Annotated in this window: 28 protein-coding genes and 1 tRNA gene; 14 read left to right on the plus strand and 15 right to left on the minus strand. The window is 64.5% G+C overall.

The window, feature by feature from the left end; translation table 11 throughout:
* Positions 1–48: 48 nt before the first annotated feature.
* The 5 genes from VNK82_06225 to VNK82_06245 all read right to left on the minus strand — a co-directional run bounded on the left by VNK82_06225 (position 49) and on the right by VNK82_06245 (position 5,454).
* The gene (locus tag VNK82_06225) at positions 49–729 is read right to left on the minus strand and encodes a peptidylprolyl isomerase (protein ID HXE90544.1); all 681 of its coding nucleotides are present in this window, start codon (positions 727–729) and stop codon (positions 49–51) included.
* Positions 730–775: 46 nt separating this feature from the next.
* Positions 776–2,056, minus strand: coding sequence for a dipeptidase (locus VNK82_06230; protein HXE90545.1), 1,281 nt, complete (start codon positions 2,054–2,056; stop codon positions 776–778).
* A gap of 84 nt (positions 2,057–2,140) precedes the next feature.
* The gene (sdhB, locus tag VNK82_06235) at positions 2,141–2,890 is read right to left on the minus strand and encodes a succinate dehydrogenase iron-sulfur subunit (protein HXE90546.1); all 750 of its coding nucleotides are present in this window, start codon (positions 2,888–2,890) and stop codon (positions 2,141–2,143) included.
* 23 nt (positions 2,891–2,913) lie between these two features.
* On the minus strand, positions 2,914–4,704 hold the full coding sequence (gene sdhA / locus VNK82_06240; GenBank protein HXE90547.1) for a succinate dehydrogenase flavoprotein subunit: 1,791 nt from the start codon (positions 4,702–4,704) through the stop codon (positions 2,914–2,916).
* Complete coding sequence (locus VNK82_06245; GenBank protein HXE90548.1) at positions 4,705–5,454, minus strand: hypothetical protein; 750 nt, start codon at positions 5,452–5,454, stop codon at positions 4,705–4,707.
* Between the two features lie 208 nt (positions 5,455–5,662).
* On the opposite strand from VNK82_06245, the gene VNK82_06250 reads away from it, so the two are divergent.
* Complete coding sequence (locus VNK82_06250) at positions 5,663–6,199, plus strand: GAF domain-containing protein (protein HXE90549.1); 537 nt, start codon at positions 5,663–5,665, stop codon at positions 6,197–6,199.
* 110 nt (positions 6,200–6,309) lie between these two features.
* Here the strand turns inward: VNK82_06250 and VNK82_06255 are convergent, their stop codons facing one another.
* Positions 6,310–6,909 (minus strand): XTP/dITP diphosphatase, encoded by a 600-nt coding sequence (locus tag VNK82_06255; protein ID HXE90550.1) that lies wholly within the window; start codon positions 6,907–6,909, stop codon positions 6,310–6,312.
* A gap of 66 nt (positions 6,910–6,975) precedes the next feature.
* On the opposite strand from VNK82_06255, the gene VNK82_06260 reads away from it, so the two are divergent.
* From VNK82_06260 to VNK82_06275, 4 genes are all read left to right on the plus strand, one after another.
* Entirely contained in the window at positions 6,976–7,398 is a 423-nt protein-coding gene (locus tag VNK82_06260; protein HXE90551.1) for a hypothetical protein, read from the plus strand.
* 9 nt (positions 7,399–7,407) lie between these two features.
* Positions 7,408–8,427 carry a hypothetical protein gene (locus tag VNK82_06265; protein ID HXE90552.1) on the plus strand — a complete coding sequence of 340 codons (1,020 nt, stop codon included), beginning with the start codon at positions 7,408–7,410 and terminating at the stop codon, positions 8,425–8,427.
* A gap of 158 nt (positions 8,428–8,585) precedes the next feature.
* Entirely contained in the window at positions 8,586–8,942 is a 357-nt protein-coding gene (locus VNK82_06270; GenBank protein HXE90553.1) for a hypothetical protein, read from the plus strand.
* Positions 8,939–9,634, plus strand: a complete 696-nt coding sequence (locus VNK82_06275; GenBank protein ID HXE90554.1) for an RraA family protein — start codon at positions 8,939–8,941, stop codon at positions 9,632–9,634. Before VNK82_06270 ends, VNK82_06275 begins: the two co-directional genes overlap by 4 nt.
* Positions 9,635–9,691: 57 nt before the next feature.
* On the opposite strand, the gene VNK82_06280 is transcribed toward VNK82_06275, so the two are convergent.
* Positions 9,692–10,048: an antibiotic biosynthesis monooxygenase gene (locus tag VNK82_06280; GenBank protein HXE90555.1), complete on the minus strand. Its 357-nt coding sequence runs from the start codon at positions 10,046–10,048 to the stop codon at positions 9,692–9,694.
* A gap of 77 nt (positions 10,049–10,125) precedes the next feature.
* Here VNK82_06280 and VNK82_06285 point away from each other — a divergent pair, with 77 nt between their 5' ends.
* Positions 10,126–10,272 (plus strand): hypothetical protein, encoded by a 147-nt coding sequence (locus VNK82_06285; GenBank protein ID HXE90556.1) that lies wholly within the window; start codon positions 10,126–10,128, stop codon positions 10,270–10,272.
* A gap of 126 nt (positions 10,273–10,398) precedes the next feature.
* On the opposite strand, the gene VNK82_06290 is transcribed toward VNK82_06285, so the two are convergent.
* From VNK82_06290 to VNK82_06300, 3 genes are all read right to left on the minus strand, one after another.
* Positions 10,399–10,475: transfer RNA gene (locus VNK82_06290), tRNA-Arg, on the minus strand.
* 21 nt (positions 10,476–10,496) lie between these two features.
* Entirely contained in the window at positions 10,497–11,186 is a 690-nt protein-coding gene (locus VNK82_06295; protein ID HXE90557.1) for an amino acid racemase, read from the minus strand.
* A gap of 5 nt (positions 11,187–11,191) precedes the next feature.
* Positions 11,192–11,419, minus strand: coding sequence for a hypothetical protein (locus VNK82_06300; protein HXE90558.1), 228 nt, complete (start codon positions 11,417–11,419; stop codon positions 11,192–11,194).
* 243 nt (positions 11,420–11,662) lie between these two features.
* Between VNK82_06300 and VNK82_06305 the strand changes: the two genes are divergently transcribed.
* On the plus strand, positions 11,663–14,191 hold the full coding sequence (locus VNK82_06305) for a heavy metal translocating P-type ATPase (protein HXE90559.1): 2,529 nt from the start codon (positions 11,663–11,665) through the stop codon (positions 14,189–14,191).
* Between the two features lie 75 nt (positions 14,192–14,266).
* Here the strand turns inward: VNK82_06305 and VNK82_06310 are convergent, their stop codons facing one another.
* Positions 14,267–14,815 (minus strand): TlpA disulfide reductase family protein, encoded by a 549-nt coding sequence (locus tag VNK82_06310; protein HXE90560.1) that lies wholly within the window; start codon positions 14,813–14,815, stop codon positions 14,267–14,269.
* A gap of 173 nt (positions 14,816–14,988) precedes the next feature.
* On the opposite strand from VNK82_06310, the gene VNK82_06315 reads away from it, so the two are divergent.
* The 6 genes from VNK82_06315 to VNK82_06340 are packed head-to-tail and all read left to right on the plus strand — an operon-like array spanning position 14,989 to position 18,869.
* Positions 14,989–16,080 carry a glycosyltransferase family 2 protein gene (locus VNK82_06315; GenBank protein HXE90561.1) on the plus strand — a complete coding sequence of 364 codons (1,092 nt, stop codon included), beginning with the start codon at positions 14,989–14,991 and terminating at the stop codon, positions 16,078–16,080.
* Positions 16,061–16,471 (plus strand): 6-carboxytetrahydropterin synthase, encoded by a 411-nt coding sequence (locus VNK82_06320; GenBank protein HXE90562.1) that lies wholly within the window; start codon positions 16,061–16,063, stop codon positions 16,469–16,471. Before VNK82_06315 ends, VNK82_06320 begins: the two co-directional genes overlap by 20 nt.
* A complete protein-coding gene (locus VNK82_06325; protein HXE90563.1) occupies positions 16,468–16,890 on the plus strand; it encodes a 6-carboxytetrahydropterin synthase in 423 nt (140 codons plus the stop codon). Before VNK82_06320 ends, VNK82_06325 begins: the two co-directional genes overlap by 4 nt.
* A 22-nt stretch (positions 16,891–16,912) precedes the next feature.
* A complete protein-coding gene (gene folE, locus VNK82_06330; protein HXE90564.1) occupies positions 16,913–17,515 on the plus strand; it encodes a GTP cyclohydrolase I FolE in 603 nt (200 codons plus the stop codon).
* 27 nt (positions 17,516–17,542) lie between these two features.
* The gene (locus VNK82_06335) at positions 17,543–18,295 is read left to right on the plus strand and encodes an SDR family NAD(P)-dependent oxidoreductase (GenBank protein ID HXE90565.1); all 753 of its coding nucleotides are present in this window, start codon (positions 17,543–17,545) and stop codon (positions 18,293–18,295) included.
* Positions 18,296–18,326: 31 nt separating this feature from the next.
* Positions 18,327–18,869 carry a hypothetical protein gene (locus tag VNK82_06340; GenBank protein HXE90566.1) on the plus strand — a complete coding sequence of 181 codons (543 nt, stop codon included), beginning with the start codon at positions 18,327–18,329 and terminating at the stop codon, positions 18,867–18,869.
* On the opposite strand, the gene VNK82_06345 is transcribed toward VNK82_06340, so the two are convergent.
* On the minus strand, positions 18,870–19,574 hold the full coding sequence (locus VNK82_06345; GenBank protein ID HXE90567.1) for a rhomboid family intramembrane serine protease: 705 nt from the start codon (positions 19,572–19,574) through the stop codon (positions 18,870–18,872).
* Positions 19,575–19,649: 75 nt separating this feature from the next.
* On the opposite strand from VNK82_06345, the gene truB reads away from it, so the two are divergent.
* Positions 19,650–20,555 (plus strand): tRNA pseudouridine(55) synthase TruB, encoded by a 906-nt coding sequence (gene truB / locus VNK82_06350; protein ID HXE90568.1) that lies wholly within the window; start codon positions 19,650–19,652, stop codon positions 20,553–20,555.
* A 62-nt stretch (positions 20,556–20,617) separates the two neighbouring features.
* Here the strand turns inward: truB and VNK82_06355 are convergent, their stop codons facing one another.
* The 3 genes from VNK82_06355 to miaB are packed head-to-tail and all read right to left on the minus strand — an operon-like array spanning position 20,618 to position 22,775.
* Positions 20,618–20,929, minus strand: a complete 312-nt coding sequence (locus VNK82_06355; GenBank protein HXE90569.1) for a hypothetical protein — start codon at positions 20,927–20,929, stop codon at positions 20,618–20,620.
* Positions 20,926–21,411 carry a bifunctional nuclease family protein gene (locus VNK82_06360; GenBank protein HXE90570.1) on the minus strand — a complete coding sequence of 162 codons (486 nt, stop codon included), beginning with the start codon at positions 21,409–21,411 and terminating at the stop codon, positions 20,926–20,928. Before VNK82_06360 ends, VNK82_06355 begins: the two co-directional genes overlap by 4 nt.
* A gap of 35 nt (positions 21,412–21,446) precedes the next feature.
* Positions 21,447–22,775, minus strand: coding sequence for a tRNA (N6-isopentenyl adenosine(37)-C2)-methylthiotransferase MiaB (gene miaB, locus VNK82_06365; protein HXE90571.1), 1,329 nt, complete (start codon positions 22,773–22,775; stop codon positions 21,447–21,449).
* Position 22,776: the final 1 nt, after the last annotated feature.

Here is a 22,776-nt window from a genome sequence, read left to right on the forward strand (position 1 = left end):
ATCTCCCACACTCTCTGCATTCTCTCAGTGTTCTCAGTGTCTCTGTGGCTATTTCGTTTCCGCGCGCATGATGGTGATCTTCTCAATCTTCACCGGCTTGAAGGGCTTGTCGTTGCGCTCGTCGCGGGGCACGCGGGCGATCTTGCGCACCAGCGCGACGCTGGCCGCGTCACACTGCCCGAAAATGGTGTGCTTGCCGTTCAGGTGCGGCGTCGGCACCTCGGTGATGAAGAATTGCGAGCCGTTGGTGTCCGGTCCGGAGTTGGCCATGGCCAGCCGTCCGGGGCGGTCGAACTTCAGCGTGGGTACGATCTCATCCTCGAAGCTGTAGCCCGGGTCGCCCGAGCCGTTGCCCAGCGGGTCGCCGCCCTGGATCATGAAGTCCGGGATCACGCGATGGAAGATGGTGCCGTCGTACAGAGGCACGCCGACTTTCGGCGACTTGGTGAGCGGATGCTTCCAGTCGCGCGTGCCCTCGGCCAGTCCGACGAAATTGGCCACCGTCTTGGGCGTTTCCTTGGCGAACAGCTTGCACGTCAGCTTGCCCATCGTGGTTTCGATCACGGCCGTCGCCCCGACCAGGGTAGCGGGGTCGGGACCCATATTCGGTTTGGCCTCGGCAGCGGCCGGGGCCGGTGTCGACGGGGCGGCGGTCGCCGGCTTTTGTGGTGCGGACTCGCAGGCGATCACGGAAACGAACAGAAGTGCAGCAACAATCAGTCGGGACATTCAACCTCCAGAGAGCATCTGATTCTACTTTGTGCGGCGGCGCGCCTCAACGCTTCGTCGCGGCCGCCGCTGCGTCGGCTTTCTCCTCTGCCTGCATGTCGTGGCTGACGCGCTCCACGTCACGGAACACGCGCATCAGGTTGCCGCCCAGGATCTTGTGAAGCTGCTCGGCCGTGTAGCCGCGGGCCGCCAGCGCCTCGGTAATCTTCGGCAGGTCAGCGACCGAGTCGATGCCCTGGGGCAGGGAAGTGATGCCGTCGAAGTCCGACCCCAGGCCCACATGGTCGATGCCCGCTATCTTGGCCACGTGGTCGATGTGGTCGATCAGTGACTTCAGGGGCGGCCTCGGCACGCGGGCCGCGAACTCGCGGTGCAGTTTGTTGAACGCCCGGTAATAAGTCACCGCGTCGGCATCCTTGAGCTGGGCGCGCAGCTTTTCTTCTGCGGCGTTGGCCTCGGCGTTGAGCTGGGCGGCCTCGCGCCGGTAGTCCTCGTCCACGAAGCCGGAATAGAAGTTCACCATGACGACGCCGTTGTTGCGGGCCACGGCGCGCAGCATGTCGTCGGTCATGTTGCGCCGGTGGTTGGTCAGCGCCCGCGCCGAAGAATGCGACGCGATCACTGGCGCCCGGCTGATCACCAGCGTCCGGTAGAAGGTGCGGTCGGAGACGTGCGAGATGTCCACCATCATACCCAGCCGGTTCATCTCACGGATCACTTCCTCGCCGAATTCGGTCAGGCCCTTCTTGGTGTGCGGTACGCCGGCCTTGTCGATGTCGCCCGAGGAATCGGCCCAGTCGGTGCTGTTCGACCAGGTGATGGTCATGTAGCGCACTCCCAGCCGGTAGTAATCCCTGAGCAGCGCCAAGTTGTTCTCGATGGAGTGTCCGCCCTCGATGCCCATCAGCACGGCCAGCTTTCGTCCGGCATGGGCCCGCTGGATGTCGGCCGGGCTGAACGCCATCATCATGCGATCGGGATGCCGCGCCACCTGGCGGTACACGGAATCGATCTGCTCAAACGTGCGGAGCGCAAAACGTCCCTGCGAGCGCGGCGCTTCCGGGTCCACCCAGATGGAGAAGAACTGCGCGCCCAGGTTGCCTCTGCGCGCAAGTTCCAGATCAAGGTGTCGGCCCTCGGCCAGAGCGCCCTTGGTGATGTCGAAGTCGTCGTTGAAATATTGCGTGGTGTCGGCGTGCGTATCGATGATCAGCGCCGAGTTGTGAACGGCGCGCGGGTCGGGTTTGGCGGCAGGTTTCGCGGCCGTTTGCGCAAGCACCGGCGACGTCACCAGCAACCACACGAACAGACGGACATGCGCTCTCATCTCAAGGGACTCCTGGCGATAGGGACTGGCGTGATTCGACGGTTCGAATGCTCGGGAGGATTCTTCGGACCGCGCATCAAGCAGCTAGCTCCGGAACAGGTCGCGGATGGCCTGCCGCATCACCTGACCGGCCACGCTGGAGATGGCGCGCGTCAGCGGGATGTCCTTGGGACAGGCCTCGACGCAGTTCTGGGCGTAGGCGCAGTCAGCGACGCCGCCGTCGCCCATGAGCGCCGCCAGCCGCTCTGGCGCCAGCACCTTGCCCGTAGGATGTTCGTTGAACAGCGCCACCTGGCCGATGGTCGCCGCGCCCACGAACCCGGTTCGCTCGTTGAACTGCGGGCACACCTCCATGCAGCAGCAGCAGGAGATGCAGCGCGAGTACGGATACGCCTCCTCCTGCTGACGCGGATACACGCGCGGCCCGGAACCCAGGTCGTATGTGCCATCCACCGGCACCCACGCCTTCACGCGCTTCAGGTTCTCGAACAGGACGTTGCGGTCCACCGCCAGATCGCGCACCACGGGAAACTTCGACAATGGCTCCAGCCGTATGGGCTGTTCCAGCTTGTCCACCAGCGCCGAGCACGCCATCTGCGCCCGGCCGTTGATGCGCATGGCGCACGAGCCGCACACTTCTTCCAGGCAGTTCGAGTCGTACGTGATGGGCGCGGTGGCCTTGCCCTGGCGGTTCACCGGGTTGGCGGCGATTTCCATCATGGCGGAGATCACGTTCATACCCGGCTTCCAGGCCAGCTCAAACTCCTCCCAGTAGGGCTTGGCCCCGGGATCGGCCTGTCGCTTGATCTTGAGAACGACCGTCTTCTCGGCCATCGGCTTGTCGTCAGGTCCTCAGGCTACGCCGCCACATCGTACCGGCGCGGCCGCGGCGGAAGCAGCGACGTATCCACCGGCTCCATCTCCAGCCGGGGTTCGTCGGCATCGGCCGCAAAGTACGCCTTGGTTGTCTTCAGGAAATTGGCGTCGTCGCGCTCGGGAAAGTCCGGCTTGTAATGCGCCCCGCGCGATTCGTTCCTCATCCGCGCTCCCTGGGCGATCACCCGCGAGAGCTGCAGCATGTTGTAGAGCTGGCGGGCGAACGCCACCGTCGTGTTGGCCCACTGGTTGCGATCGCTCAGGTTGATGCGCCGGTAGCGCTCCAGCAGTTCCACCAGCTTGGCATCGGTTTCCTCCAGCGCCTTGTTGTAGCGGATGACCGTGCAGTTCCGCGTCATCATCTCGCCCAGCTCACGCCACAAGCGGAAGGGATTCTCCGACCCGCTCGACCGCATCAGCCCGGCGTTGATTTCCTCCTGCCGTTTGCGTTCGCTCTCGAACACGCCCGAATCCACTGCCTCCGCTGACTTGGCGACCGACTTGGCGTAGGCCAGCGCTGCCGGTCCGGCCACGAATCCGCCGAAGATGCAGGAGACCAGCGAATTCGCTCCCAGCCGGTTGGCGCCGTGATACTGGTACTCGCATTCCCCGGCGGCGTAGATCCCCGGAATGTTCGTGGCTTGCTTGAAGTCCACCCAGAGTCCGCCCATGGTGTAGTGCATGCCGGGAAATATCTTCATCGGCACCTTGCGCGGATCGTCCCCCACGAACTTCTCGTAAATCTCCAGGATGCCTTCCAGCTTGCGGTCCAAAATGGCGGCGTCGATATGCGTGAGGTCGAGATAGACCATGGGCTTGCCGTCGATGCCCAGCCCATGCTCGTACACCACCTTGTGGATGGCCCGCGTCGCCACGTCGCGCGGCACCAGGTTCCCGTACTTCGGATACCACTCCTCCAGAAAGTACCAGCGCTCGGATTGCGGGATGGAGAGCGGCTCGCGCTTGTCTCCGGGGTTCTTCGGCACCCACACCCGTCCGCCCTCGCCGCGCGCCGATTCCGACATCAGCCGCAGCTTGTCCTCGCCGGGGATGGCCGTGGGATGTACCTGGATGAACTCGCCGTTGGCGTAGTAGCAGCCCTGCTGGTAGAGCGCGCCCTGCGCCGAGCCCGTGCAGACCACCGAATTGGTGGACTTCCCGAAGATCGCCCCGATCCCGCCCGTGCACACGATGATGGCGTCGGCCGGAAACGTCCGCACTTCCATGCTGCGCAGGTCCATCGCGCAGATTCCCCGGCACACGCGGTTGCCGTCCAGCACCGCGGAGAGGAACTCCCAGTGCTCGAACTTCTGGACTTTGCCTTCGGCCTCAAACCGCCGCACCTGTTCGTCGAGCGCGTAGAGCAGTTGCTGGCCGGTGGTGGCGCCGGCGAACGCCGTGCGGTGATACAGCGTTCCCCCGAAGCGCCGGAAATCCAGCAGCCCTTCAGGCGTGCGGTTGAACGGCACCCCCATGCGATCCAGCAGGTCGATGATGCCCGGCGCCGCCTCGCACATTTCCTTCACGGGGGGCTGGTTGGCCAAAAAATCGCCGCCGTAGATGGTGTCGTCGAAGTGCTTCCAGGTGGAATCGCCTTCGCCCTTCAGGTTCTTGGCCGCATTGATGCCGCCCTGCGCGCACACCGAGTGCGAACGCTTCACAGGCACGATGGAGAACAGGTCGACGTTGCCGCCCTGCTCGGCGATCTTGATCACTGCCGCCAGGCCCGCCAGCCCGCCGCCGATCACGATGATCCTGGGAGCGCGGGCCATTCAGCGCTTCTCCGCCGCCAGCGATTGGGCAACCCGGTAGCTCGCTGTTTTTTCTGCCGGCCACGGTCGCAGGAACGCGCGCACCGTCAGCAGCCACACAGCCAGGAACGTCACACCCATCATCAGGCACACGTAGCCGAAACGTCGTCGCGCGCGGTCACCGACCGTGATCCCCCACTTGGCGGCAAACAACCATATGCCGTAACTGAAGTGCCACACCGCCGCCACGATCCCCACCACGTAGAACGCCACCACCCAGGGGTTCTCGAAGGCCGCCTGCACTTTCCCGAAGGCCGCGTACGGATTCTCCGGCAGATGCACTCCCGTGAACCGCATTTCCCAGGTGTGGAACACGATGTAGGCGAAGGCAATGCCCCCTGTCCAGCGCTGCAGCGTGTACATCCAGTTGCCGACCCACGGGTAATCGCTCAGGTTGGGTTCGCCGCGCAACCAGATGTAGAAACCGTAGAGCGCGTGAAACAGGATGGGGATGAAAATGAACGTCGCCTCCACCACCACCAAGAAGGGCACGCTCACCAGGAAGGCCACTTGCTTGCCATACGCGGCCGGCCCGTTGGTGGCGAAGGCGTTCGACACCATGTGCTCCACCAGGTAGAAGCCCACCGGGAAGATGCCGCTCAGCGAGTGCAGGCGCCGCAGCCAGAAGCTGTAGCCCTGCCCGGCGCGCAAGGGAGCCACGCCGGCGGGGATGCGAGGGGTATCAGCCGGGGGAGCGGCGGTGGACGCCATTCAGTCGCGGGTCTCCTTGCAGTTGCGCGGTGCCACGCCCAACTCTCGATTATCTTTGCCGCTGCGCAGCCAAGTCAAGGAAGCGTTTGCGCCCGGCAAGAGAGCCGCTCAGGAACGCCGGCGTCTTGCCGCCGCTCTCGCCCCTTGTCCCTCCCCGCGCGACGGCTATAATGGCCTGCCTCGATTCCAGCCGACCACGGAGGGTTCCATGGCCACACCCGTCATCGCCTTCGCGCAACTGGCCACCGAGTGTGAAAAGGACGGTCTGACCCCCAAGAACGGGGAAAAGATTGCCGCCGAGCTGGCCAAGACCTTCGGCGTCAAGGACGACGAAGTCGGCATCCTGCGGGTGGATAAATCCAGCCTGGTCTTCGTCTATCCCGCCAAGCTGCATAACATCGGGACCATCCCGCTGAACACCACCGGCTCCGTCGCCGCGCGCACCTTCAACACCAAGCGCGCTGAGATCATCAACAACTTCGCCCAGGCCAAGCACACCTCCATCTTCGAAGCCGTGGATACCGGCAGCCGCCCCAAGCCTGCGCCGGGCGAAAAAGTGGACAAGCATGCCTATGTTATCCAGAAGCTGATGTCCGTCCCGGTGATGTCCCAGGCCGGTCCCGTAGGCGTCATCCAGGTGTGCCGCAAGGGCATGACCGCCCCCGCCTCCGGCCCCGACTTCTCCCCCGCCGACCTGCAGAAGCTGGTCACCATCTGCCAGGCCCTCTCCAAGTGCTTCAAGTGACGGCGCAGTCGCGAAGCGACGGAAACTCGAAAGCCCAGCACGTCAGTGCTGGGTAGGGTGAAATTAAGCACGATCGGAGTCCTGCAGGGACGAAACATGTCTGGCCCCGTTTACCGTCTCCCTCCCCCATACCACTGCAGGAACTCACGGAACGCCCTTCCCCGGTGGCTCACCTTCGCCTTTTCCTCTGGAGTAAGCTCAGCGAACGTCTTGCCCAACGATGGGAAAAGGAACAACGGATCGTACCCGAATCCCTGACTACCGCGCGGCGCGCGCAGGATCCGACCTGCAGCCTCGCCACGGAACGTAGCCAGCGTCTGCCCGGCGCGCGCCGCCGCAATCACGCACACGAATCGGGCCGTGCGACGTTCATCCGGTACGGCCTCTAGCTGGCGAAGCAGCCGCGCATTGTTCTCGTCGTCGGTCGCCGTCTCGCCGGCATAGCGCGCCGAGCGCACGCCCGGCGCGCCGTCGAGCGCGTCTACTTCGAGCCCCGAATCATCGGCCAGCACCAGTTCTCCCGGAAGGTACCGGCTGTAGTGCTCGGCTTTTTTTCGCGCGTTGGCTTCGAACGTCGCGCCATCTTCCGCGACGGCGGAAAGGGAACTGAAGTGGGGAATCCCGACGACCTCAACACCCGCTGTCGCGGCCGCGCCCGCGAAATCGCGCAGCTTGCCCGGATTCGAGGTGGCGATCAGAACGCGCCGCATGTCGCCGGCAGGATACACGCAGCGGGTTGACGCCCGGAATCCGCCGGCGCAGAATGTCGGCCCGGTATGAATGGCCAGCCTGACCGCCTGGAAATCAATCTCCGTCAGATTCGCATCATCCACCTCGTCATGCTGCTTACGATTCCTTTGTATTTCGTCACGGCCGAGATGCTTGCGCCTCCGACGGCACGCGATGTGCGCGCCATACGCCAGGGGATCATCGTCATGGCCTTGCTGTTTTCTGGCGTCGCCGTCGTTGTTCGAAAGCGGATGCTCGATTCCGCTGTCGACATCCTCCGCCTGAAGCCGGACGATACACCTGCGCTGGTGCGCTGGCGCGCCGCGCATATTGTTACCTTCGCCTTGTGCGAATCGGTCGCCCTGTTCGGCCTCGTCCTGCGCTTCCTCGGGGCCACCACGCTCGAGGGCGCGCCCTTCTTCGCCGTCGCCTTCGTCCTGATGCTCGTCTTCCGGCCCGTGGCGCCCTAGGACGACGGCGTGTCACGCACCTTCAATCTCTGCTTGTTGGGTTTCGGCAACGTCGGCCGTGCCCTGGTCGAATTGCTCTTGGAGAAGCGCGCCGCCCTGGCCGCGGAATACGGCATCGAGTGGCGCATTACCGGCGTGGCTACGCGCCGCCTGGGCTGGATCGCCTCGCCGGCCGGCCTTGACCCTAAAGTGTTACTTGAAGGTGTGGTTCCGCCTCCTTCGCTGTGCGCCCGCCCCGCCGGCCTTCGCGAATGGTTGCGCGCCGCGCAGGCCGATGTTCTGTTCGAGAACACCTCGCTCGATTTCGAGACCGGCGAGCCGGGCATTTCCCATCTGCGCGCTGCTCTGGAGCACGGCGCCCATGCCATCACCGCCAACAAGGGACCCGTGGTCCACGCTTACGAAGAACTCTCGCGACTGGCCGACAGCCAGGGCCGCCGCTTCCTGTTTGAATCCACGGTCATGGACGGTGTGCCCATCTTTTCGATGTTTCGCGAGTCCCTCCCCCTTGTCGACGTCATCGGCTTTCGCGGAGTGCTCAACTCCACCACCAACGTCATCCTCGGCGGCATGGAGGCAGGGAAGAGCTTTGCCGACGCGTTACGTGACGCCCAGGCCGCTGGCGTGGCCGAAACCGACCCCGCCGCTGACATCGACGGCTGGGACGCCGCCGTCAAAGTCGCTGCGCTGGTCACCGTGCTGATGAAGCATCCCCTCAAGCCGCAGCAGGTGGAGCGCCAGGGCATCCGCGCTTTGACCGGCGACGCCGTCCGCTCCGCGCTCGCCACGGGACGGAGATACAAACTGATATGCGCGGCAGAACGCTCCGGGAGCCACCTTCGCGCCTATGTCCGGCCGGAGGAACTGCCGCCGACCGACGCCCTCGCGCGCGTCGAAGGCACGTCCTCCGCCATCACTTTCTACACCGACGTCTTTCCCGCACTGACTCTGTTCGAAGAGAACCCCGGCCCCAAGGCTACCGCCTACGGTCTTCTGGCCGATTTCATCATTGCCGTACGGCAGCCATGATCCGAACACACCGAGCACACGCGTAGGGGTGGGACGGTGCCCCATGTCTGCGCGATGTTGTTTCGCGCAGACGTGGGGTAACTCGACGAATTCGCCTTTCGGTGGCCATTCCCGAATTGGCCGCATCCCGCGCGCCCCTGCTACCATCCCATGCTTCGATGATCGAGGCCCTGATCCGCCGTGTGCTGGCGCTTTCCCCGCAGGTCCGCTATGTAGCCGTCTACTGGGATGGCGTTCTGCAGTCGCGCGAGCGGGAGGGCCTTTCCGATGCCACTTCCAGTGAATCTGACCGCTATGAGGAATTACTCGTCAACCCCACGCTGCTGAAGCTCGCCACGCAGCGCGGCAATATCGATTGCGGCGGCCTGCGCTTCCTGATCGTGGGCTACGGCAATTTCTATCAGATCGTGGGCGCGCTCCCGCGCGGCCATCTCTCGGTTGCGGTCGAACTTTCCGCGGACCCCATACGGGTTGCGAGCCAGTTGCAAAAGGTCGTGGAAGAGACGATGCCATGAATCCCGCAGAAGAATTCCGCTCCTTGACCACGCCGCTGGTTGCCGATGCCTGCGTTCGCCTGCTGGGCGATGTTCGCGTTGCGCCTGCGGGACTGCGTGCGCTCCTGCCCGGCTCCACCCTCGCCGGCCCGTCGCTGTATGTGAAGCACTACGGCAGCGTAGACGTGTTTCTGGAGGCTTGCGACCGATGCCGGCCCGGCGATGTGCTGGTGGTCGACAACGACGGCCGCCTCGACGAAGGCTGCCTCGGCGATCTCTCCGCTCTCGAGGCCAGGGCGGCGGGATTCTCCGGCATCTTCATTTGGGGGGCGCATCGCGACACTGCGGACCTGGTGCGCATCGCTCTGCCGCTGTTCAGTTACGGCTCCTGTCCCGCCGGGCCTGTGCGCTCGGAAGCCGAACTCGTGGCCGGCCCCGGTCCGCGCTCCACCTCACTCCGCGTCGAAGACGGCGACTGGGTCTTTGCCGATGCCGACGGCGCGGTGTTCGTCGCCGGCGCGCGCATCGAAGACGTGATGCGACTCGCCCGCCAGATTTACGAGACGGAGCGCGAACAGGCTCGCCTTGCTTCCACCGGAGTCACCCTGCGCCGTCAGTTCCAATGGGACGCCTACTTGGCGAAGCGGGCCGCCGATCCTGCCTACACCCTGCGCAAGCACCTGCGCACCGTGGGCAGGGCCATCGAAGAATAGGACTGTTCCCAACCCGTCGCGATCCGAGTCCCGAAGGATGGTACTGATTCAATTCCCTCACGGGCACCACGACGCCTCGTAGTGCACCGAGCGCGCGTCGTAGCGCGCCAGCAGCTTGGCGGCCGGTTCGGGGATCACGGCGACGTCGTGCTCCGCTCCCGCGAACGCCCGGATCGCTGCCATCGAATCCCACAGGGTTACGGTGACGAACTCCACCTCCACGCCGGCCTCCCGACGCAGCAGGTAGGCGCCGCGGTACCCAGCTACGCGATGGATGCCGGGCAGGATCGTCGTCTTCAGAAGATTCTCGTAGGCGTCGGCGTTTGCGGGTGATGTGTAGCCGTGCCAGATGCGGGCGATCATCGAGCGCTCCTGTTGTGTTGGCGTGTTGCTTCTCTCGTCGCTTTCGATCATGACACAAGCGCGGGGCCTGTGACCTTGCGGTTTCTTGCTTTTCCAGCGCCTGCCCGGACTACAATCGCGGCGAAGCCGTGGCCCGCAACGCGCAAAGTACTCTGAGTACGATTCTTGCGGTCGGCATTCTGACCGTCAGCGCCTATCTGCTCTGGCGCGATCCCGAAGGCGCCTTCAATCGCCTGCGCGACGTCTGGGAGGCCATCAAGGCACGGCTCCCGTGACAAGTTGAATGGCGGTGTCCAGAAATGGCTGCGTCGAACTGGTCGCGTAGCAATAGGTTGCCTGAAAATGGGTGGGTAAGAAACTAGCTGCGTAAGAATGCGTCGATACAAATGCGTGGATAAGAATGGCGCGCCCTGAGAGATTCGAACTCCCGACCTTCTGGTTCGTAGCCAGACGCTCTATCCAACTGAGCTAAGGGCGCGCAACGTCGATTATAACAGGCTCACTCGAGCGCCTTGCGCAGGGCGGCACGGGCCAGCAGGCGGGTGGAGTCGAGTGTGGGCAGCGGAGAATCGGCGTCGCAGAGGATGAGGGGGATCTCGGTGCAGCCCAGGACCACAGCGTCGCAGCCCTGCTGCTTAAGGCTGCCGATGACGTCCGCGAAGTAGCGGCGCGATTCGGGCAGGAAGCGTCCGTTCACCAGTTCGTCGAAAATAATGGCATTGATGCGGGAGCGTTGCTCGGGCGTGGGGATGGTGTGCGCCAGGCCGCGAGGCGCGAGCTTTTCGGGATAGACGGGTCCTTCCATCAGGTAACGGGTGCCGAGCACGCCCAGATGGCGGAAGCCGCGGCGCACGGCCTCGTCAGCGACGACTTCGGCGATATGCAGCCAGGGGATGGGTGAGTTCGCGGTGGCGCGCGCGAAGACTTGATGGATGGTGTTATCCGGGCAGATACAGAAATCCGCGCCGATGGAAGCGAGCTTGCCCGCGGATTCGGCCATGAGGTTGGCTACCGAGTCCCAATCGTCACGGTAGAGGCATTCCATGTACCGGCCCAGCGGGAAGGTGTGCATGCTGACTTCGGGATGCTGGTGGGTGCCCATGAGCGCCGGAGCCTCGGTGCAGAGGGTGCGGTAGCAGAGCGCTGCGCCCTCCGCGCTACAGGCGACAATGCCGATGTGCTTGGGCACGAGCTTCAGACGAGCGCGACCTGCTCCTGAAGATCGAAGCCGGCGCGGCGGAGCAGGGAAGCGATATCGGCGGCGCTGAGGCGGGAGGCGTCATACTCGACGCAGATGGTGCGGGCATGTTCGTCGAGTGCGATGCTCCGCACGCCGTAGACCTCGCGCACCGCGGCGAGCGCGCGCAGGTCGCTTTCAGTCGGGGGCAATCCGTAGCGGAAAACAACGTCGACAGCGGTCATGAGTTGACTGGCGCGGCGAGTGTGCGTCTGGTTTGCGCGTCCGCCATCTAATATAGGGCAAGCTTGGCGGAACAGGCTACAGCAACATGGCGCAGATTTTCCCGCCCTGATGCTCCAACAGCGGGAGCATCAAGGGTGGGGAAGCCCTGTTGAGCGGCCGACCCGGCGAGTCGAGAGAACTCGTGCCTGGCAGCCGGGGCTGAGGCCGTGCCCTGATACAAACCAAACCCTAAGCGAGGGCTTATGGCGGAGCACGAACACAATGGACCTGCGGGACATGGAGGGTCGCCGTTCTCGATCGTGACACCCAAGGCGGCGGCAGGTGGCGAGATCGATCCCGTGTGCGGGATGACGGTGGACCCAGCCAAACCCGCCGGGACCGCTGAGCACGACGGCAAGACTTACTATTTCTGCAGCACACATTGCGTCAACAAGTTCAAGGCTGATCCGGCGAGGTATCTCTCGCAAACCGCCAAGTCAGCGATGCCTGTCGCGGCGATGGTGTCGATAGCTCCGGCCAAGGCAGCACCAACCGCTGGCAAGGAAGAGTTGTACACCTGCCCCATGCATCCCGAAGTGCGGGAGAAGGCGGGAACGCCCTGCCCTCTGTGCGGGATGGCACTGGAGCCGCTGGCGCCGCCGGGGCCGCGGGTGGAGTACACCTGCCCGATGCACCCGGAGATCGTGCGCGCGGAGCCGGGAGCGTGTCCCATCTGCGGCATGGCATTGGAGCCGCGGACCATCACCGCGGTGGAAGAGAAGAATCCCGAACTGGAAGACATGGCGCGCCGCTTCTGGACGGGCGTGGCGCTGGGGGCGCCGCTGCTGTTGCTGGCGATGGCCGACATGCTGCTGCCGGGGCAGCCGGTCTCGCACGCCATCTCAGGACGCGTGCTGCTGTGGATGCAGTTCGTCCTGGCGACGCCGGTGGTGCTGTGGTGCGGGTGGCCGCTGTTGGAGCGCGGCTGGCAGTCGCTGGTCCACCGTCACCTCAACATGTTCACGCTCATCGCCCTGGGCGTGGTGGCGGCGTATGGCTACAGCGCCCTGGCCACGCTGGCGCCGGGACTGATTCCGGAGTCGTTCTCGCATCACGGACAGCCCGCGGTGTACTTCGAAGCCGCCGCCGCCATTACGGTGCTGGTGCTGCTGGGGCAGGTGCTGGAACTGAAGGCACGCAGCCAGACCTCGAGCGCCATCCGCGCCCTGCTGGATCTTTCTCCGAAAACGGCGCGGCGATTGCGTGCGGACGGCGGCGAAGAGGATGTCTCGCTCGACCGCGTGCATCCCGGAGACCGGTTGCGGGTCCGGCCGGGGGAAAAGATTCCCGTGGATGGCGTGGTGCTGGAGGGAGCAAGCAGTGTGGACGAGTCGATGATCACGGGCGAGTCTTTGCCGGTGGAGAAGAAACCCGGAGACCGGGTGACCGGAGCCACGGTGAACGGCACGGGCAGCCTGGTGATACAGGCGGAGCGGGTGGGCGCGGAGACATTGCTGGCGCAGATCGTGCGCATGGTGGCAGAGGCGCAGCGCAGCCGCGCGCCCATCCAGCGCCTGGCGGACGTAGTTTCCGGATACTTCGTGCCGGCGGTGGTGGCGATGGCGATTGCGACCTTCGTGGTGTGGTCGCTCTACGGACCGGAGCCGCGGCTGGCCCATGCGCTGGTGAACGCAGTGGCGGTGCTGATCATCGCCTGTCCGTGCGCCTTGGGACTGGCCACGCCCATGGCCATCATGGTGGGAACCGGACGGGGCGCGCGCGCCGGCGTGCTCATCAAGAACGCGGAAGCGCTGGAAGTCCTGGAGAAAGTTAATACGCTTGTGGTGGATAAGACCGGCACGCTGACCGAAGGCAAGCCGAAGCTGATGGCGCTGGAGGCGCTGCCGGGATTCAGTGAAAGTGAGGTCCTGGCACTCGCGGCAAGCCTGGAGCGGGCCAGCGAACATCCCCTGGCGGCGGCGCTGGTGGCCGGTGCACAGGAGCGCAGAGTTCGGCTCGCCGAAGCGCGCGAGTTCAAGTCGGTGACCGGCAAGGGCGTTGCCGGGAAGGTGGACGGCAGGGAAGTGGCGGTGGGGAACGCGAAGCTGTTCGCGGAGCTGGGCGTGGAAGTCGGTGGGTTCGAGGAGCGCGCCGAAGCCCTGCGCCGAGACGGTCAGACCGTGATGTTAGTCGCCGTGGACCGGCGACCGGCGGGCCTGGTGAGCGTGGCCGATCCGGTGAAAGAATCCGCGAAAGCGGCCGTCGAGGCGCTGCAGCGCGACGGGGTGCATGTCGTCATGCTGACCGGAGACAGCCACACTACCGCAGAGGCTGTCGCCCGGCGGCTCGGCATCACGGAGTTCGAGGCTGAAGTGCTGCCGCAGATGAAATCCGAGGTGGTGAAGAAGCTGCAGCAGCAGGGGCGGGTGGTGGCCATGGCGGGCGACGGCATCAATGATGCGCCGGCCCTGGCGCAGGCGCAGGTGGGGATCGCCATGGGAACGGGCACGGACGTGGCCATGGAGAGTGCAGGCATCACGCTGCTGCGGGGCGATCTGCGGGGCATCGTGCGGGCGCGCCGGCTGAGTCGTGGGACCATGCGCAATATCCGGCAGAACCTGTTCTTCGCCTTCATCTACAACGCGCTGGGCGTGCCCATTGCCGCGGGCGTGTTGTATCCGCTGCTGGGGACGGCGGGGTTGCTGAGCCCCATCTTCGCGGCGGCGGCAATGAGCTTCAGCTCGGTATCGGTGATAGGGAATTCACTGAGGTTGCGGGGGCTTTCACTCTGAGATCAGATCCTCCCCACGTCTGCGCCGAAACAACACGGCGCAGGCATGGGGAACCAAGGCGGCGTGGCGCCCGCTTCAGTTCGGAAGGCTGGCGGTGCGGGTCTCGGCGCCGGAGAGCTTTTCCAGGTAGCTGACAATCTCCGGGCTGGTCCAGACGACGGGGCCGACGAACTTGCGGCGGACTACACCCTGCTCGTCGATGATGAAGGTCTCAGGGAAGCCGGTGGTGCGGTACTGCCGCACGCTGTGCTGTTCGGGGTCGCGGACGGTCAATAAATCGATGTTGTAATCGCGGAGAAACTTGTTGTAGGCGTTTTCGTCCACATCCACGCTGACGGCGAGGACGACCACGCGATCCTTCAGGCGGCGCTGCAGGGCGACCAGCGACGGCATCTCATCCACGCAAGGCGGGCACCAGGTAGCCCAGAAGTTCAGCACCACCACCTTGCCGCGGTAGGCGCTGAGGGAGACCGAGCGCACGCCGTCGTTCACGGTGAAATCCGGGGCTTTTTCTCCTATGAAGGCCGGGCGCGGGCCCTTCATGCAGCCGAGGGAGAGCAAGAGCAACGCAAGAGCCAGGGCGGTGAGAAGGAGGGTGGCCGGTGTCGTGCGGATGGGCGCCATTGTCTAGTGCCGTCCCTTTCGGGACTCGATGTCCTTTCCCTGCCTGCCCGGCACTGACGTGCGGGGCTATCGATTTCCCGTCGCTTCCCGACTGGCGGCTGGCCAGCTTCAGGCACTTCTTGTTCTCTGCAAGAGACTGGAGCGCCTAGTTCGTATAATAAATCCTCGCGCTCATGAAAGCAGCGGAATCCGAGGAACGCCAGCCAGCGCAGCCGGAGGTCTCGGTCATCGTACCGGCGCGCAACGAAGAAGCGTGTCTGGGCAGGTGCCTGGAGTCGTTGGTCCGCCAGGAGGGAGTGGAGTTTGAGGTCCTGGTGGTGGACGACGGCTCGACCGATCGCACACGGGAGATTGCGGCCGGATTCGGCGACGTCCGCCTGCTGGAGGCGGACCCGTTGCCGAGCGGCTGGAGCGGGAAATCGAATGCCCTGGCCACGGGGGTGCGACAGGCCCGGGGGCGCTGGCTGCTGTTTACGGATGCGGACACGGTCCATCGGCCCGGTTCGCTGAGGCGAGCCCTACACGAAGCGCAGGAGCACGGAGCGGCCCTGCTCTCCTATTCTCCGGAACAGGAGGTGCAGGGATTCTGGGAGCGAGCGCTGATGCCGGTGGTGTTCGCTGAACTGGCCGCGACTTATCGACCGAAGGAGGTCAGCGACCCGAAATCCGAGGACGCGGCGGCCAACGGCCAGTACCTGCTGATCGCGCGCGAGGCCTATGACGCGGTGGGCGGGCACACGGCGGTGTCCGGCACTCTGCTGGAAGATGTGGCGCTGGCGCGAGCGGTGAAGAAGGCCGGTTTCCGCTTGCGCTTCCGCTATGGCGGCGACGCGGTGCGGACGCGAATGTATCGGACATTGGGGCAGATGTGGGAAGGCTGGACCAAGAACCTGGCAGCGTTGTTCCCGAACCCGCTGTGGCTGGCCGCGACCCGGACTTTGGAGTTTCTGGCGTTGGCGGGAGGCGCGCTGGCAAGCATCCGGCTCGTACCGCGGTTCGCAGAGGGTTGGCTGGCGCTGGCCGCGACGGCGGCGCTCTGGCTTAACTTTGCGCTGCGCATCCGGCGAGCGCACTTCCCCTGGCTTGCCAACGGGGTCGCGGCGGCAGGACTGCCGATTTTCGCGCTCCTTCTGGCCAACTCGTTCATCCATTACAAGCTACGCCGCAATGTAACCTGGAAGGGCCGCCATTACTCCGTTCCCGGGGGAGAAGAAGGTTTGCAGCCCGGAGTCGCACATAAACGACATGGTCTATCTGACGCGTAAGGCCGAATTTGCCGCGGCCCACTTCTATCACAATCCGGAACTCAGCCCGGAGGAGAACCAGCAATTGTTCGGCAAGTGCAACAACCCGAACGGGCACGGGCATAACTACACGCTGGAAGTCACGGTGAAGGGCGAGGTGAGCCCACGCACCGGGTTTGTGCTCGATCTGAAGGAATTGAAGGAAGTCATGAACCGCGAGGTGCTGGAGGTATTGGACCACCGGAACCTGAACAAGGAAGTGGCGGAGTTCCGCCAGCGCATCCCGACCACGGAGAACCTGGCCATCTACATATGGCAGCGCCTGGAGCCGAAACTGCGCGCCGCGCGCCTGCACCGGGTGCGGGTGTACGAGAGCCCGGACCTGTTCGCCGACTATTACGGTGAACCATGAAGACGCATTTGACGCGGCGCTATCGGTTCGCGGCGGCGCACCGGCTGCATTCGGACGCGATGTCGGAGGCCGAGAACCGCGCGGTCTACGGCAAGTGCAACAACCCGTACGGCCACGGGCACAACTACACGCTGGAGGTCACGGTGAGCGGCGAGGTGGACGCGCAGACCGGGATGGTCTGCAATCTGGCGGACCTGGACGAGGCCGTCCACAGGGAAGTGCTGGAGCCGTTCGACCACCGGAACCTGAATCTGCTGGAGCCGTTCCGCCGGCAGGCGCCGACCACGGAGAACCTGAGCATGGAGATCTTCCAGCGGCTGCAGCGGAGCCTCACGATGGCGCACCTGGAGAAAGTGCGGGTGGAAGAGACTATGCTGAACTCATTCGAGTATGCCGGCGGCGCCGAACCCATGCGGTAGGCGACCGCAGAAGGGAACTGATATGAAGAGGACCACCGAACCCGTCACCTTGACGAGCGCGAGCCCAGAGGAGCTGGTGCGCGAGCTGCTGGTGCGCCTGGGCGAAGACCCGGAACGAGAGGGGCTGCATCGCACGCCGGAGCGCACGCGGAAGGCTCTGGAGTTCCTGACTCGCGGTTACAGCGAAGACCCGGAGAAGTTGCTGCAGGGTGCGCTGTTCAACGTGACCTACGACGAAATGGTGATCGTCAAGGACATCGAGATGTTCAGCCTGTGCGAACATCATCTGCTGCCCTTCTTCGGCAAGGTCCATGTGGCGTATATCCCCAACGGGAAGGTGATCGGGCTGAGCAAGATCCCGCGGCTGGTGGATATCTACGCGCGGCGGCTGCAAGTGCAGGAGCGGCTCACGACGCAGATCGCGGAGACCATCCAGAGGGCCATCGAGCCGCAGGGAGTGGGAGTGGTGATCGAGGCGCGGCACCTGTGCATGATGATGCGGGGAGTGGAGAAGCAGCACTCCGCGGCGGTGACCTCTTCGATGCTGGGGGCCTTCCGCGAGGAGCAGGAGACGCGCGAGGAGTTCTTGTCGCTGATACGAGGACGGGGTAATAACGGCGGATAGGGCCTTACCCTGGTCAAGATCAATCCCATGAAACGAGCTGCGCAAAAGAGACGGCGGAAGGCAGCGGGCCGCTTCCGCAAGCAGGTGGCGATCGTCACCGGCGCGAGCCGCGGGATTGGGCTGGCGGTGGCCGAAGCGCTGGCCGCCGAGGGCGCCATCGTGGTGCTGGTAGGGCGCGATCCGCGGGCCCTGCAGGCGGCGGAACATCGAGTCGCCAGTTATGGCGGCCGCGGATTGACGGTGTGTGCGGACGTGCGCAAGCCGGAATCCGCCCGGTTCGTGTTCAGAGTCGTGCGGGAGCGCTATGGGCGGGTGGACATCCTGTTCAACAACGCCGGAATCGCTCACCGCATCACGCCGATTGCCAAACTGCCGCTCGAGACCTGGCGCGAGGTGCTCGACACCAACTTGACGGCGCTGCTGATCTGGACGCAGGCGCTGCTGCCCCTGATGAAGCGCGGAGCTACGGTGGTGAACAACCTGTCGGTTTCGGCGAGAAAGGTGTACGCAGGGTCGGCGGCGTACACCGCCTCGAAGTTCGGAGCGCTGGGGTTCACGGACACACTGCGCGAAGAAGTGCGTGGCCGGGGCATCCGGGTGATCTCGCTGATGCCGGGGCCGGTGGACACGGCGTTGTGGGATACGCTATGGCCCACGGCTCCGCGCAAGCGCATGATCGCCGCGGCGACCGTAGCCCGCGTACTGGTGGAAGCGCTGGCGCAGCCGGCCGAGACCACGGTGGAGGAGATCGTGGTCGCACCCTCGGCGGGCCCACTGTAGAAGCTCGCCCTGATAGAATCGGGGAGCCCCCATGCGACGCAGCGACGAGCCCAGCGACTTCAAACCCAAGAAGCGCACTTCGCAAATCGTCTTCGGAGAGCGCCAGCATCTGAGCTCGGTACTGGATTCCATCCTGCGCTTCGGCAGCATCTCGGAACGCGTGGCGCGGGAGAAGCTGGCGCTGGACCAGTTGATCGAAGCGCGCACAGCGGAACTGAACCGCATCAATCCGGATTGGGACGCCAAGCTGAAGAAGGCGCGGGATCCGAACACGACGGCCGACGAGCTGGCGGAGATGGCGCAGAACACTCCGGCCGACGATTACCTGCTGCTGCGGACCATCGCCGAGCATCCCAACACGCCGTCGTCGGTACTTTCTCTGCTGGCGCAACATTCCTACGACGCAGTGAAGGAGAATGTGGCGCGCCATCCGAACACCCATCCCAAGACGCTGGAAAAGCTGGCCGCCGATCCTACGCGCCCGCTGTGGTTCCTGGTGGCGTGCAATCCAGCCGCCCCGGAGGAACTGCGCGAGCAGCTGAAGCAACGCATGTGGCAGGAGGCCGGCGGCTAGCTACCAGCCCTGGTGGCGATAGCGCGGCGGGCGGCGTCCGAAGAGCTTGATGAGGGTGACGCCCGCGAGGAATCCGCCTACGTGAGCCCAGAAGGCGATGCCGCCGGCGGTCTGATGGGAGTAGGCGATGGAGGTGGCCGCGCCGCTCAGGAACTGCACCACGAACCAGTATCCCAGCACCAGCCACGCGGGCAGCCAGGTGAAAAACACGAAGAAGAAGGGAACCAGCGTCAGCACGCGCGACGAAGGAAACAGCAGAAAGTAGGCGCCCATAACGCCGGCAATGGCGCCGCTTGCGCCGACGCTGGGTACGTCTGAGGAAAGATTGAAGAACACGTGGATCAGGGATGCGGCGACCCCGCTGGCGAGGTAGAAGAGCAGGAAAGAGAAGTGGCCCAGGTAGTCCTCGACGTTGTCGCCGAAGATCCACAACGCCAGCATGTTGGAGAGCAGGTGGAGCCAGGAGGCGTGCAGGAACATGGAGGTGGCCAGGGGCACCAGGGACGTGGTGGCGCTGGCTTGCAGCGCGCCCCGCAGCGGCGCGGTGACCTGCGCAGGCACAACGCCGAACTGAAACAGGAAGTTCATCCGCGTACCGGGCTCCAGAGAAATTTCGAAGAGGAACACCAGGACGTTCAGAGCCAGCAGCAGATAGGTGATGAACGGCGTGCGGAAACAGGGGGCGTCGTCGCGCAGCGGGATCATGACGGAATCGGTTCGCGGCGGGAGAGCGGGCTGGGGGCGAGCGGCATGCCTCCTTCAACATAGCAGACCGAACAGATGAATGGCGTGCTGGTGGTGGACAAGCCGGGCGGGATGACGTCGCATGACGTGGTGGCCCGGGTGCGGCGCATCCTGGGAGAGCGTTCTGTGGGGCACCTGGGCACGCTCGATCCGATGGCAACCGGCGTGCTGCCGTTGCTGATTGGACGGATGACCCGGCTGGCGCAGTTCTACCAGGGGTGCGAGAAGACGTACGAGGGCGAGGTGCGGCTGGGGTTCGCGACCGACACCTATGACGCCGAAGGAACGCCGAGCGGGCCGGCGGCGGAGTGGTACGGGACCATCGAAGAGGTGAAGGAGGCGGCGCGGCGGTTCGTGGGATTCATCGAGCAGGTGCCGCCGCCGTTTTCGGCGAAGAAGGTGGCGGGTGTGCCCGCGTATAAGCTAGCCCGGAAGCAGAAGCCGGTGGAGCTGAAGCCGGTCACGGTGGAGGTCCGGGAATTCGAGATTACGGGGCTGGAGGGTGACCGGGTCTCATTCTGGGCGCGGGTGACGTCCGGCACCTATCTGCGCTCGGTAGCCCATGACCTGGGCCGCGCGCTGGGCGTGGGAGGACATCTGGCCAGGTTGCGGCGGACCTCGGTGGGGGAGTTCGGACTTGAGGACGCACAGACTCTGGAGCAGGTCCAGGAGGCGGCTGCGACCGGGGAAGTGGAGACGGTGATGGTCCACCCACGGCGCATTCTGCCTCAATTTCCCGCGGTGACGGCGAACGGCGAGAGCGCGGCTCGAATCCGGCATGGGAACGCCGTGAACCTGCCGGAGATGTCCCGGGCCAGGCAGGTCAAGGTCTTCGTGGGGCAGAGCGAGCTGATTGCCATCGCCACCCGGGTTGCGGGCACGCTCTTTCATCCCAAGGTGGTATTGGTGGGCGGCGAAAGCGGTGAGCGGCACCAAGGATAACGTCCGATAACAGATATTATGTAAAGTGGGCCGCGCAGGCGCTCTGTTGCAGGCTAAAAGGGCTAAGCGCCTTCGAGTAGTGCGGTCAGATCGCTATGGAAGCGGCGCAGCGTTTCGAGGCGCTCCGGCGTGGCCTCTAGGGTCTCACCCTTGGCTTGGAAGACCTGGCGGCCTCCCTTTTCGACCAGGACGCCCAGGACCTCCCCCATGCGCCAGCCGGGGGTTCCGACCATACGCAGTCCTTCGGGCGTGGCTTCAAGCAGTGCGATGCAGCCATCGCGGACCGCTCCGACGCACTTGGGAAAGCGCTCGAAGGTCTCGAGCTCAAAGCCGGCGAGGTAGATGCGCTGGAGCTGTTCGGCGGGATCGCTCACATCTTGTAGCGGCCCAGGTCCTCGTCATTCAGGTTTTCCAGCCAGCGACGGAGTTCTTCGCTGGAGACCTTGTCGGAGACGGCGCTAGCCAGCTTGGAGGAGCGCAGTACTTCTTCTTCCACGTAAATCGGACAGTCCAGGCGCAGGGCCAGGGCCAGGGCATCCGAGGGCCGCGAGTCAATGCTGATGATGCGCCCCTCATGCTCCAGCCAGATGACGGCATAGAAGGTGTCTTCGCGCAGGTCGTTCACTACCACTTTGCGGACGCTGGTGTCCAAACCCACCAGGACGTTCTTGATCAGGTCGTGGGTCATGGGCCGCGGCGTGGTGACCTTCTCGATTTCAAGCGCGATGGCGTTGGCCTCGTAGATTCCGACCCAGATGGGGAGCACGGCGTCGCCGGAGGTATCCTTCAGGATCACAATGGGCATGTTGGTGACCGGATCCATCATCAAACCCCGGATCTTCATTTCGACTTCCATGTTCCCTCCCGCTGAAAACCGACCTCCGTGGGGCGCTAGACTACCATTTCTCCCGCCAGACTGTTAGGAAAACTCTGAGTCACCCGTGCCTTCACATATGCCCCAGGGGCAGGACGAATGGGCGCTGTGGTGGTGAAATTCACGGTCTTATTCTGCGAGCTGCGGCCGATGATCTGCCCGCGGCTCTCGTTGTGACCCTCAACCATCACTTCGAGGATCTCTCCGATGTGCTTTTGATAATTGCGTATCTGGATGGCCCTCTGATGCTCCTGCAGGACGGCCAACCGGCGCGCCTTCTCGGGCTCGGGGATGGAGTCGGGCATGGAGACAGCCGGGGTGTTGGGCCGGGGCGAGTACTTGAAGGAGAACACGCCGTCGTAGCCCACCTGGTCAAGGAGGCTGAGCGTCTGCTCGAAGTCCTGCTCGGTCTCCCCCGGAAAGCCGACGATGACGTCGGTAGTGATGCTGATCGGACGCCGGGCGGCGCGCATCCAGGCGATGCGCTCCAGATACTCCTCGCGGGTGTACTGCCGCAGCATGGCGCGCAGCAAGCGCGTGGAGCCGCTCTGCACCGGCAGGTGCACGTGATCGCAGAGCGTGGGAACGGAGTCGATGGCCTCGACGATATCGCGCGTGAAATCGCGCGGGTGCGAGGTAGTGAAGCGAACGCGCCGTACGCCGGGAATTCCCCCCACGGCAGCCAGCAGCTCTGCGAAGGTCATCCGACCGGAGGGATCGCGGTAGGAATTGACGTTCTGCCCCAGCAACTGGATCTCGGTGTATCCAGCGTCCGCCATACGGCGCGCTTCCGCCAACACAGATCCTGAGGTCCGGCTGCGCTCCTTGCCCCGCGTATAGGGCACGACGCAGAAGGCACAGAACTTGTCACAGCCCTCGATGATGGTGATGTAGCCGCGGTGGGGATTGGAGCGCGCGGTGAATTCGGTCTCGAAGGTTTCGCTGGTTTGGCGGTCGTCGAGGCCGGTGACGCGCCGCTTCCCTGCCTCGATTTGCACCAGCATTTGCGGCAGGTTGGGGTAGGAGGCGGACCCGGCGACCAGGGACACGTGCGGAGCACGCTCGAAGATCTTCTCGCCTTCCTGCTGCGCCACGCAGCCCAGGACGCCGAAGGTCTTGCCCTCTGCCGCCAGGCGGCGGAAATCGGCCAGACGATGGAAGACCTTCTGCTCGGCCTTATCGCGGATGGAGCAGGTGTTGTACAGCACCAGGCCCGCTTGCTCGACGCTCTCTACCTGGCGGTAGCCCTGGGACAACAGAGTGCCCACGACCTTTTCGGAGTCGTGGACGTTCATCTGACACCCGAAAGTCTCGAGGTAAAAGGTCTTTTCGCCGCTCACTGCCATT

The sequence above is a fragment of the Terriglobales bacterium genome (assembly GCA_035573675.1).
Taxonomy (GTDB): domain Bacteria; phylum Acidobacteriota; class Terriglobia; order Terriglobales; family Acidobacteriaceae; genus DATMAB01.